Genomic DNA, 12,490 nt, shown 5'->3' on the forward strand with positions numbered 1-12,490 from the left:
ACTAATAATAGTATTACAATAATTATTGCTAAAATAATCGGGAAAAACATTGGTATCATCCTAATCTAAATATTTTTAATAAACTATATTTTACTCTTTTATTTATATTAGTACAAATACAACTGACTAATAAGTTCAATATTAGTATAATCATATTTTTTAATTATAAGCAATTCCTACTTAATATATAAAGGAACGATTTGATTTATTATAAAAATTAATGATTTAAAAAACATATATGTCTATTAAATAAGTGCTAAATCGGGTAATACATATATTATCAATGAAACTTAGTATTGAAAAGTCTGTTTGGAGGACATTGAATTGACGACTATGAAAAAATATATCAACTACATAATAGAAAATATAAATAATGAAGATGTTATTGCATTCGATAATCATCCAGTTAATTATCAAATTCTTGACGAATTATATGATGCTAATATTAAAATTTCAGTGATTACTTTTTCAACAGATATCATTAAATATGTCGCAAGATACACTGATTTTAATATCATAATGCCGAATGGAAAAGTAGACAATGCACTACATATTATTACTGGTTCGGAAGTGATCCAAACATTTGCGAGATATCGCATTCGTTATTATTTTGCAACTGCACCTTACATGGTAGATAAGGCGCTGTACCAAACATTGCCAGAAATTGCTGAAATTCAGTTGGCTTTATACCATAGTTCAGAAGCATTATTTATTGTTAACAGACCGAGCATTTTGAACCAACAAAATCGACAAGACTATAGCTATATTGGCAAGTTTTAAATAAAAATGTGTTTAAGTTCACATTTTTGTGCTTTTCACATTGAAAAATACGACAACAAATAATATAATAATTATTAATGGAAACGCTTACTTTTGATAGGAGGTACAGATTTGGCAGTTAGTAATAATAAAAATATTAAAGAAGTTGTAAAAAATTTAACTGAAAATGTACCTGAACTGTTTAAATATAATGGTGAAGTCGCAAAACAACTCTTTCTTCATGATGAGTTTAATTTAGACGATAAGGTTGATATTAGTGTCGAAAGAAAATATCTAGGTGAAGTTTTAAAGTTTATACCTAAAGATAATACGATTGTGTTACATGACGGTACAAATACTACTACTGATTTTTCAAAGTTAAAATTTGCAGATGTCACTCACGCAAATATTTATATAAATGATGAGTTAATCATGACAATCATCGTTTATGACGTAGAAAATGATGAATGGATGTTCAGATGGAATCACAATATTCGATTACCTGAAAAGCATATTTATTTTCATTCTATCAAATGGGATGTAGATTATATTAAGCCTGAAATTGTGTTAATGTATGAATTATTAGATCCGATTGATTATCATCAATTACCGAATTATAGAAGCGTAATTGATTCATTAAGTTATTATCAATTTGTTATTTTACGCTTAGTAGTCGGAGATGAACGTATTAACCAAGCACTTATATCTGAAAAAAAAGCAATTTAAAAATCCTTCAAATCATTCAATAGTATTCATTAACTTTCAAATGAGTCTATACGATTTGAAGGATTTTTTTATAGACATAAAGTTTTGAATTATTATTTAAATATTCAAACAATTTTTAGTATAACAATATTCATAAGTTGCATTGACCGCTTTCTCTGCATCTGTCACATCGATACCAAACATCATAGAAATTTCTGAGGCGCCTTGGTTCATCATTTTTAAGTTGATGTTTGATTCTGCAAGTGCATGCGTAATTGTGCTAGCTGTGCCAACGATTCTATGCATGCCTTCACCAACTACCATTAAAATTGCCAAATCATGTTCAATGCTTAACTCATCTACATCACAATTTTTACGTATATCATTAAGTACTTGTTCCTCTTTGTTTTGTATCTCTTTAGAGCGCATGATGATACTAATGTTATCTATACCTGATGGCATATGATCAAATGAAATATTATAGTCTTCTAGTACAGCTAATATTTTACGTGTAAAACCAACTTGTCTATTCATAAGGTATTTTTTAATATTTAATACTGTGAAATCTTTGTCACAGCTAATACCACTTACAACACTATTTGAATCAATTTCTCTATCATGTCTAATATAGGTGCCTATATCATTAGGTCTATTTGTATTTTTTATAACGACAGGAATTCTATCTTTGTGTAATGGTTGCAACGCTTCATCATGGAATACACCAAAACCAGCATAAGACAACTCACGCATTTCACGATAGGTAATTTCATTTATGACTTCAGGGTTTTTAACAATAGAAGGATTGGCTCTAAAAATGCCTGAAACATCTGTAAAGTTTTCATATAAATCTGCTCTCACACCTCTTGCTACTATGGCTCCTGTTATATCTGAACCACCACGAGGAAATGTGACCACGTAATTTTGTCTTGAAATACCAAAAAATCCTGGAATGATTAACTTTTCTTCAAATGACCGTAATTTATACAGTGCTTCATATGATTGATTTAAGATTTGCGCATTTTGAGGTAAATCTGTAACGGTAATACCAGCTTCTCCAGGTGAAATGTAGCGCGTTGGAATGCCTTGGCTGTTATTATATTCTGCAATAATTTGAGCATTAAAATCCTCGCCACATGAAAGTAGAGCATCAAGTAGTCTTGATGGTTTTTTCCTCAATGTTGCTATGTAATTTTCTAAAGTCTCATCAATTGTTTTTAAAAGTGTGTCGCTCATGTTGAGTTCATTAATAATATCCTTGTAGCGTTGAATAATTTCCTCTTTTTTAGAAGTGTAGTCCAATCGTTCTATTACTTTTTCGTAAAGTCTAATTAATAAATCAGTGGTTTTTACATCATCTTTATTGCGCTTTCCTGGAGCTGAAACAACTACAATTTTACGAGCTTCATCTGAATTAACAATATCTAATACTTTTTTAATTTGCTCTGCATTGGAAACAGAGCTTCCTCCGAATTTAGTTACTTTCATAATGTTATACAACCTTTCTAAAAAATCAGAAAATTTAGTTTAGTTTTTATCACAGGAGTGATAATATATATATACGTTTTAAATATACGTAGACTTTACAAAAATAATGAATGAATTTATACTATACCATATTCAAGTATTTTTCAACTGTACAATTGTATTTTTTAGATAAACAAACGGAGGAATGAAGACATGAAAGAATTAAATGTAGCACTACTTGGTTTAGGAACAGTAGGTTCTGGTGTAGTAAAAATAATAGAAGAAAATAGAGAACAAATTAGAGAAACGATGAATAAAGATATTAATATTAGACATATATTAGTACGTGACAAGTCTAGAAAACGGCCTATTAACACATCAAAATATAACTTAACAGAAGATATAGAAGATATATTTAATGATGACTCAATAGATATCATCGTCGAAGTGCTCGGAGGCGTTGAACCTACAGTAGAATGGTTAAAACGCGCATTGAGTGAGCAAAAACATGTGATTACAGCAAATAAAGATTTGTTAGCTGAAAACTTACGAGAGTTAGAACATTTAGCGCAAGAAAATGACGTTGCTTTAAAATATGAAGCTAGTGTTGCAGGCGGTATTCCTATTGTAAATGCGATAAACAATGGTTTAAATGCTAATAATATAAGTAAGTTTATGGGGATTTTAAATGGTACATCTAACTTTATTTTAAGTAAGATGACTCAAGAAGAGACATCATTTGAAGAAGCTTTAGCAGAAGCACAACGTCTAGGGTTTGCAGAAGCGGATCCAACTGATGATGTTGAAGGTGTTGATGCAGCACGAAAAGTCGTCATTACCTCGTACTTATCGTTTAACCAAGTAATTAATTTAGATGAAGTTGATAGATATGGCATTAGCGATGTTACGCTACCAGATATTAAAGTAGCTGATAAACTTGGCTATAAGATAAAATTGATAGGTAAAGGTACATATGAAAATGCTCAGGTCAATGCATCTGTTGCACCAACTTTGATTGCTAAAAGCCATCAGTTAGCGTCTGTTGAAGATGAGTTTAATGCGATTTATGTTATTGGTGACGCTGTTGGAGAAACAATGTTTTATGGTAAAGGTGCGGGTAGTTTAGCAACAGGAAGTGCTGTTGTCAGTGATTTATTAAATGTAACATTTAATTTTGATACTAATTTACATACGTTACCCCCGCATTTTGAATTAAAAACTGAAGAAACCAAAGAAATGATGAATGATGAAGAAGATACGATTGTTATTAAAGGTAAGGAAAGTTATTATGTTGTAGTCCAAACAGATGGGGAAGATGTAAAACAAGTTGAAACCTTGTTAAAAGGCGAATTACCTGTTCATAAATCATTAGTAGTGGCTGAACGTGATGCACATACTGCAGGTGTGGTTATTATAGGTATTGATGAATCACCGATAGCAACGATTCAAGAATCAGGCTATGTAGTACAGAAAATATACCCAGTTGAAGGAGTTTAATGTTTATGAAAAATTGGCAAGGACTTGTAGAAGAATTTAAAGCATATTTACCAGTGACAGCTGATACACCAAAAGTAAGTTTAAATGAAGGTCATACGCCTTTGATATATTGCGAGAATATGTCTGAAATGCTTGGTATTGAATTACATGTTAAGTATGAAGGTGCAAATCCAACAGGTTCATTTAAAGATAGAGGCATGGTAATGGCAATGGCAAAAGCTAAAGAAGAAGGCAAGAAAATTGTGATTTGTGCTTCAACTGGTAATACGTCAGCCTCTGCAGCAGCGTATGCTGCGAGAGCAGGCTTAAAAGCGATTGTCGTTATTCCAGAAGGGAAAATAGCTTTAGGTAAATTGTCACAAGCAGTTATGTACGGTGCAGAAATTGTTTCTATAGAAGGGAATTTTGATGAAGCGCTTGAAATTGTACAAGAAGTGGCTAAAAATGGTGAAATCGCGCTTGTGAACTCTGTTAATCCTTATCGTATTGAAGGTCAAAAAACAAGCGCTTTTGAAGTAATTCAACAGCTGAATGGCCAAGCACCAGATATATTATCGATTCCGGTTGGAAATGCTGGTAATATTTCAGCATATTGGAAAGGATTTAAAGAGTATCATGACGTAAATGATACACAACTTCCTCATTTATACGGGTTCCAAGCTGAAGGTGCATCACCAATCGTTCAAAATAAAGTAGTGAAGAATCCAGATACGGTAGCTACTGCAATTAGAATTGGTAACCCAGCAAGTTGGGATAAAGCTAATCATGCCCTAAAAGAATCACAAGGCCTCATTGATAGTGTATCAGACGAAGAAATTTTAGAAGCATACCAATTGATGGCTCAAAAAGAAGGTATATTTAGTGAACCTGCAAGTAATGCCTCTATTGCTGGTTTGATTAAGTTGCATCGTGCTGGTAAGTTACCTAAGGGTAAACGCGTAGTGTCAGTATTGACTGGTAATGGCTTAAAAGATCCAGATACAGCTATTTCATTATTAGATAACCCAATTAAGCCACTACCAAATGATAGAGAAAGCATTTTAGAATATATTAAAGGAGCACTTTAGTATGAGTGTACACTTACATTTAAAAATACCGGCATCTACTGCTAATTTAGGTGTCGGGTTTGATTCTATTGGAATGGCATTAAATAAATTTTTGTATCTTGATGTGCGTATCAATAATAGCAATAGATGGTCATTTAAACATATAGGCCCTAATGTTGAATCATTACCAACAGATGAAACACACTATATTTATCAAATTGCACAGCAAGTAGCCAATAAATATGATGTGACTTTACCGTCCCTATCTATTGAAATGAGAAGTGAAATCCCGTTAGCAAGAGGCTTAGGTTCCTCTGCTTCTGCACTCGTAGGTGGATTATACATAGCGAATTATTTTGGTGATATAGAGCTTTCTAAATATGAATTATTGCAGTTGGCAACTGAATTTGAAGGACATCCTGATAATGTGGCACCCACGATTTATGGTGGGCTTGTCTTAGGATATTATGATCCTGAAACAAAAGTGACGGATGTATCATATATTGACCCACCAAAAGCTGATATTATCATTACAATACCATCAAATGAATTGAGTACAACGCTTTCAAGGAATGTCTTGCCGGAAACATTCTCGCATAAAAACGCTGTTAGAAATAGTGCAATCAGTAATACGATGATTAGTGCTTTAATACAACAGAATTATGAATTGGCAGGCAAAATGATGGAACAAGATGGTTTTCATGAACCATATCGCCAACATCTAATCCCAGAATTTCAAACGATTAAACAGATTGCAAAACAATATAAATCTTATGCTACTGTTATTAGTGGTGCAGGCCCAACTGTATTAACCTTGATTGCACCTGAACGAAGCGGCGAATTAGTAAGAGAATTGAAACGTGAATTTACGAATTGTCGATCAGAACTCGTTACAGTCAATATCACGGGTGTTGAATCTGAAGTAGTATATTAGTTTGATTTATTTGTTATAATATAGTCTTGTAGATGTTGAAAGGAGATTATAAGATGGGATATAAATTAATAGTGATGGATATGGATGATACATTAATGACCTCGGATAACGAAGTTAGCGCTGAAACAGCCAAGTATTTAATGAATATCCAAGCGCAAGGTTATAAAGTTGTACTTGCATCAGGTCGACCAACAGATGGTATGATGCCTACAGCAAAACATTTGAAATTAGACCAATATAAAAGTTATGTCATAAGTTATAATGGTGGAAAAACGGTTAACGTTTCTGATGAAAAAGTGGAAGTGAGTCGTACTGTATCAAAATCTGATTTTGATAGCATTGTTGATTTTTGTAGAGCACATAGCTTGTTTGTTTTAACTTATCAAGATAGTTATATCGTCTATGAGGGTGAGCATGAATATATGAACATTGAATCAGAACTCACAGGCTTGCCAATGAAACAGGTAGATGATTTAAAAGCATATATTCAACAAGATGTACCTAAAGTTATGGGCATTGATTATGTTCCAAATATTACAAGTATTAGAAATAATTTAGAGGGTCATTTTAATGAAAATATCGATGTTACTACAAGTAAACCGTTTTTCTTAGAATTTATGGCTCAGGGCGTATCAAAAGGAAATGCGATTACCGAGTTGTGTCAAAAATTAGATATAAACTTATCTCAAGTTATTGGTTTTGGTGATAGTTCGAATGATATATCGATGTTAAAAGTAGTTGGTAAAGCTGTTGCTATGGGTAATGCAAATGATGATGTCAAAGCTGTTGCTGATGAAGTTACTTTAACAAATGATAATGATGGTATTCCACATACTCTAAAATCTTTACTCAATTAAAATGTTGTATTGTGTCATTGATTGATAGTCTTATTCAAAAACCTCATTCTGAATATAGATGAAAGTGGGGCACAAATCTAAAAATAGCACTCAGATGAATTGAATTATATCATCTGAGTGCTTCATTTATTTAATACTTCCTATTATTGACTCGCCTTTTGAATGATAGCTTTAACCTGTAGTCTTCAGCTTGTCCTGTTCCCTCAAGCGTTTCACTAAAATACGTCACATTTGTCCAAGAATTTTATATCTCAGACTCATCTTAAGTAAGTACTTATTTTGCAGTATGTGTCCATTCATTTTTACCTCGATGTCTTTTAACATGCGCATAGACATTATCTGCTGCATAATTTAAATTGGTATAAACCGTAATTGAAAACGCTGATTGATTGTCTTCAAATGCTTCTTCTGAAAATAGTTCTTTAAGATGGCTAAAAAGACTTTCCATTTGTGAGTGATCTAAACTTGGGTACTCTCTTAATGTGCGTTTGATTAGTTGATCATGTCTTTCTTCAAGTGATTGTACAACAATAACGAAACGTTCATCAGTTTCTAAAATATCGTCAAATAGGTTTGTTTGTCCAATCATAATTTCCACCTCTAAGTCATTAAATTATTAACTTCATTATACCCTAATTTTGACTATCTGAAAATATGATATGTTTTTAATTATTATAAAATCTCATGATAAAGGTTTATTTTAGAATAGGTAGGTAATAAATAACTGTAAGGTTTTTAATATTAAAAAAGCACTGCAAAAAGTATCTTAAAATACTGTTGCAGTGCAGTTCATTAATTATAATCATGTTCTTTTAAATCAATATCTTCGAGTTTAACAATTTTAGTTTGTCGCAATAATTTATGGACAAAATATATGATGGCTAAAATGATCATTGGCGATAGGTTTCTAATTAAGACACTTATGTCGCCTGCTAAAATTGCACCAATTGAATTACCTATGAATAAGAATAATAACGCAATGATAACTATGATTGGCCCTAAAGGATAAAAGGGAGCTTTATAAGGTAGTACTTCATCAGGGTTCTTGTTTTGTTTTTTTATCGCAGACCGCAGTCGGATTTGTGCTACGATACTAGAAGCCCAAACAACGATGACTAAAGAACCAATAATATTTAATAATGAAAAGACGATATCTGATTTAAACTGAGCGATTATAATTATTATTAAAACGATCATAAAAGTTACGAACAATGATACCAAAGGTAACTTAGTAGTTTTATTTAATTTACTCAAAAATCTAGGTGCTTGTTTATCTTCAGCCATTGAGAACAACATTCTACTTGTAGTATAAATACCTGAATTTGCAGCAGATAATAATGAAGTTAAAATAACAGCATTAATAACAGATGCAGCAAATGCAATACCTACACGATCAAAAACGATTGTAAAAGGACTCTGTGAGACAGATTCACTTTTGTTTAATAACAATGGATCTGTGTAAGGAATGATTGCTGAAATAACGGCGATTGATAAAACATAGAACAATAATATTCTCCAAAATACTTGTTTAATTGCTTTTGGCATGGATTGACTTGGATTTGAAGATTCTCCAGCTGTTACGGCTACGACTTCAGTACCGCCGACAGAGAATCCAGCGACAAGTAAAACACCAAGGAAGCCAGAGATACCTCCTACAAAAGGAGCTTCTCCTGTTACGTAGTTACCTAAACCATATGTCTTTCCACCTAAGATACCAATAATCGTTAATACACCAATAACGATGAAAATAATTATTGTTGCAACTTTGATAAGAGATAACCAAAACTCTGTTTCACCAAAAGCTTTTACAGAGAAAATATTAAGTAAGAAAAGTATAGCAAGGAAGATAATACTCCAAGTAACTGGGCTGAAAAATTGGAAGAAATCCCAATAATAAATTACACTTGAAGAAATAATAATATCAACACTTGTAACTAATAGCCAAATTGCCCAATATAGCCACCCCATGGTGAAGCCTAGGGAACTATCAACAAAACGGGTTGAATAAGAACTAAAAGAACCAGATACAGGGTAAAAGGTAGCAAGTTCACCAATTGAAGACATTAAGAAATATAACATTACACCAATAATCAAGTAAGCTAATATTGCACCACCTGGTCCAGCTTGTGATATTACACTTCCAGTAGCTACAAACAAGCCTGTGCCAATTGCACCGCCAATTGCTATCATAGAAATGTGTCTTGAATTTAGACCACGATTCATATTGTTTTGTGCCATAATACAGTCTCCTATAGTCTATTGAATTTTAAATATATTCTTCATTTTAATGGTTTTATGATTTAAGAGCAATGCTTTTTATGACTTTAAAGCCATAAAATGTTCAAATATTTTGAAAATTGTTATTTTATACATGTATTGTGAGTTGCTTTTACAAATATTATAGATTAAAATAAGTACTAGGTAATAATTATTATTAATAAGAAAAAGCGGGGGAAATATTATGAGTAACAAGAAAAAATTGACGAGCTTATTTGGCGCACCAGTTTCAGATAGAGAAAATAGTATGACAGCAGGCCCTAGAGGTCCATTATTAATGCAAGATTGGTACTTTTTAGAGCAAATGGCTCATTTTGATAGAGAAGTTATACCTGAAAGACGTATGCATGCAAAAGGTTCAGGTGCATTTGGTACATTTACAGTTACAAATGATATTACACAATATACATCAGCAAGCATTTTTTCTGAAGTTGGTAAACAGACGGAAATGTTTGCACGTTTTTCAACTGTAGCAGGTGAAAGAGGTGCGGCTGATGCTGAACGTGATATCCGTGGATTTGCGTTGAAATTTTATACAGATGAAGGAAACTGGGATTTAGTAGGAAACAACACACCAGTATTCTTCTTTAGAGATCCAAAATTATTTGCAAGTCTAAACCACGCTGTAAAACGTGACCCAAGAACAAATATGAGAAGCGCACAAAACAACTGGGATTTCTGGACATCATTGCCTGAAGCATTGCACCAAGTCACAATCTTAATGTCAGACCGTGGTATTCCTAAAGGCTTTAGACATATGCACGGCTTTGGTTCACACACGTACTCAATGTATAACGACAAAGGCGAACGTGTATGGGTAAAATTCCATCACAGAACACAACAAGGTATTGAAAACTTACAACCTGATGAAGCTGCTAATATCATTGCTCATGATAGAGAATCATCACAACGTGATTTATTTGAAGCAATTGAGAATAAAGATTATCCAAAATGGAAATTATATATACAAGTAATGACAGAAGAACAAGCTAGAAATCATAAAGATAATCCATTTGATTTAACTAAAGTTTGGTATAAAGGCGATTACCCACTTATTGAAGTTGGGGAATGGGAACTTAACCGTAATCCAGATAACTATTTCCAAGATGTTGAACAGGCTGCTTTTGCACCAACAAATATTGTACCTGGTATAGATTTCTCTCCAGACAGAATGTTACAAGGTAGATTATTCTCATACGGTGATGCGCAACGTTATAGATTAGGTGTGAACCATTGGCAAATCCCAGTTAACCAACCTAAAGGTGTAGGCATTGAAAATATTTGCCCATTCAGTCGTGATGGTCAAATGAGAATTCTTGATAATAATCAAGGTGGCGGTACACACTACTATCCAAATAGTGATGGCTCATTTGAAGATCAACCTGAATTTAAAAAACCTGGGCTTAAAGTTGAAGGAGAAGCTTATGAATATGATTTCAGAGAAGACGATGATAACTACTTCGAACAACCAGGTCGTTTATTCAGATTACAATCAAAAGAACAACAAGAACGTATTTTTGAAAATACAGCCAATGAAATGCAAGGTACTACTTTAGAGGTACAACATCGTCATATTCGTCACTGCTATAAAGCGGATAGCGAGTATGGTAAAGGTGTTGCGAGAGCACTAGGCATTGACATTAATGATGTAGACCTAGAAATTGCAGATTAATAAGTGTATTTTGTTATACACGCATAACCATGTTTCATTCGCGTATAGAATGATATGAAAACAGCTCATTTATTCTAAATATTTGAGTTATCTGTAATGCGTATATGATATTAAACGGATGATTTTTTACTTTATATTGTAAAAAATCATCCGTTTTTATATTTCGTGCTGAAGTATTAAGTATGGTTTAGTTTTTAAGTTGTTCCATTTATAAAAATAGCTTACAAAGTTGGAGAATTGTAAGCTATTAAAGAATTGTTTAATTAACGCTAACAACATAATGTTCGACTGAATGATACCTAATTTTATAACACAGTTATTAAAAATCTTTACCGTGTTTTTATACCTAAGAAGTTTTGTGAATAGAAATGCATTTTCCCACAATTATTACACAATAAAGTTATCATAGGTGTTGGATCATTTCCTAAAGAAGCTGTTAACAATGGTAGAAAATAATGTCCATCTAATATTTCAATATTTGGATGTTCACAGTTACATACGCTTTTATCTTTTGTTTTCTCCGTTATTGAATTGATTATGTGCTTTTTTTGATTTTCAGTAATATGACGATTTTCCATATAAAACGCCTCCATATATTTTAATATACGATCTCATTATAAGGCTTGGGGACCATGATCAATAGACGCTTAACTTATTTAAAAGTGTTAATTAAACACTTTATTGTTAAATAACTATTAAATTTGGTAAATAAATTATAATTTGTAATAAGCGATAGTAAATTTGTGTATCTAAAGTTTTTAAATCACCATTTTTTCAATGAATATTGAAACTTAAAAAATGACTATATAATAAAAAAACGTCAATTCTATTGTAATGAAATAGAATTGACGTTTACGCTAAGTCCGAGATGTCTTACCCCAGACAAATAGCTTGAAGTGTCGTATTAAAAAGATAATGAAAGCACAGAATTATTTTGTTTCACGATGTAAAGTGTATTTATTTAATCGTGGACAGAATTTTTTAAGTTCAATTCGTTCTGGATTATTACGCTTGTTTTTAGTGCTAATATAATTACGATCACCACATTCAGTACAAGCTAATGTTATATTTACGCGCAAAGTTAACACCTCTTTCTTAACAGGAATCATTACGTTTTAAAATATTACCATATTCTATTATTAATTTCAATAAGATTTAATTTTGAAAAGTGTATAGTTAATTATATTTTAAATTGATAATCATTATTTGGATTTTAATCATTTAATTATTTTAGTTTGATAAATGAGTAGAATGTGTTATCATACAAAACGTAATTATT

Annotated in this window: 12 protein-coding genes; 7 read left to right on the forward strand and 5 right to left on the reverse strand. The window is 32.1% G+C overall.

The window, feature by feature from the left end; all coding sequences use genetic code 11:
* Positions 1-333: 333 nt before the first annotated feature.
* Positions 334-780, forward strand: coding sequence for a DeoR/GlpR family DNA-binding transcription regulator (locus CD150_RS09785; protein ID WP_225792174.1), 447 nt, complete (start codon positions 334-336; stop codon positions 778-780).
* Positions 781-891: 111 nt separating this feature from the next.
* The gene (locus tag CD150_RS09790) at positions 892-1,485 is read left to right on the forward strand and encodes a hypothetical protein (RefSeq protein WP_046208579.1); all 594 of its coding nucleotides are present in this window, start codon (positions 892-894) and stop codon (positions 1,483-1,485) included.
* A gap of 96 nt (positions 1,486-1,581) precedes the next feature.
* On the opposite strand, the gene CD150_RS09795 is transcribed toward CD150_RS09790, so the two are convergent.
* On the reverse strand, positions 1,582-2,949 hold the full coding sequence (locus CD150_RS09795) for an aspartate kinase (RefSeq protein ID WP_103161541.1): 1,368 nt from the start codon (positions 2,947-2,949) through the stop codon (positions 1,582-1,584).
* 192 nt (positions 2,950-3,141) lie between these two features.
* Between CD150_RS09795 and CD150_RS09800 the strand changes: the two genes are divergently transcribed.
* From CD150_RS09800 to CD150_RS09815, 4 genes are read left to right on the forward strand one after another with little or no spacing between them, the layout of a single operon-like run.
* Positions 3,142-4,425 (forward strand): homoserine dehydrogenase, encoded by a 1,284-nt coding sequence (locus CD150_RS09800; protein ID WP_103161542.1) that lies wholly within the window; start codon positions 3,142-3,144, stop codon positions 4,423-4,425.
* Positions 4,426-4,430: 5 nt separating this feature from the next.
* On the forward strand, positions 4,431-5,492 hold the full coding sequence (gene thrC, locus CD150_RS09805; RefSeq protein WP_070037793.1) for a threonine synthase: 1,062 nt from the start codon (positions 4,431-4,433) through the stop codon (positions 5,490-5,492).
* Position 5,493: 1 nt separating this feature from the next.
* The gene (thrB, locus tag CD150_RS09810) at positions 5,494-6,405 is read left to right on the forward strand and encodes a homoserine kinase (RefSeq protein WP_064209008.1); all 912 of its coding nucleotides are present in this window, start codon (positions 5,494-5,496) and stop codon (positions 6,403-6,405) included.
* Positions 6,406-6,458: 53 nt separating this feature from the next.
* Positions 6,459-7,262, forward strand: a complete 804-nt coding sequence (locus tag CD150_RS09815; RefSeq protein WP_103161543.1) for a Cof-type HAD-IIB family hydrolase — start codon at positions 6,459-6,461, stop codon at positions 7,260-7,262.
* Positions 7,263-7,536: 274 nt separating this feature from the next.
* Here the strand turns inward: CD150_RS09815 and CD150_RS09820 are convergent, their stop codons facing one another.
* Together CD150_RS09820 and CD150_RS09825 are read right to left on the reverse strand one after the other, a co-directional pair.
* Positions 7,537-7,851: a hypothetical protein gene (locus CD150_RS09820; RefSeq protein WP_046208573.1), complete on the reverse strand. Its 315-nt coding sequence runs from the start codon at positions 7,849-7,851 to the stop codon at positions 7,537-7,539.
* 203 nt (positions 7,852-8,054) lie between these two features.
* Positions 8,055-9,500 carry an amino acid permease gene (locus tag CD150_RS09825; protein WP_073342217.1) on the reverse strand — a complete coding sequence of 482 codons (1,446 nt, stop codon included), beginning with the start codon at positions 9,498-9,500 and terminating at the stop codon, positions 8,055-8,057.
* Between the two features lie 223 nt (positions 9,501-9,723).
* On the opposite strand from CD150_RS09825, the gene CD150_RS09830 reads away from it, so the two are divergent.
* Positions 9,724-11,211: a catalase gene (locus tag CD150_RS09830; protein WP_073342215.1), complete on the forward strand. Its 1,488-nt coding sequence runs from the start codon at positions 9,724-9,726 to the stop codon at positions 11,209-11,211.
* Positions 11,212-11,540: 329 nt separating this feature from the next.
* Here CD150_RS09830 and CD150_RS09835 read toward each other — a convergent pair whose 3' ends face one another.
* Positions 11,541-11,789: a hypothetical protein gene (locus CD150_RS09835; protein ID WP_064209005.1), complete on the reverse strand. Its 249-nt coding sequence runs from the start codon at positions 11,787-11,789 to the stop codon at positions 11,541-11,543.
* Positions 11,790-12,140: 351 nt separating this feature from the next.
* Positions 12,141-12,290: a 50S ribosomal protein L33 gene (rpmG, locus tag CD150_RS09840; protein ID WP_017724369.1), complete on the reverse strand. Its 150-nt coding sequence runs from the start codon at positions 12,288-12,290 to the stop codon at positions 12,141-12,143.
* Positions 12,291-12,490: the final 200 nt, after the last annotated feature.

This window comes from Staphylococcus ureilyticus (genome assembly GCF_002902235.1).
In the GTDB taxonomy this organism is placed as follows: Bacteria; Bacillota; Bacilli; order Staphylococcales; family Staphylococcaceae; genus Staphylococcus; species Staphylococcus ureilyticus.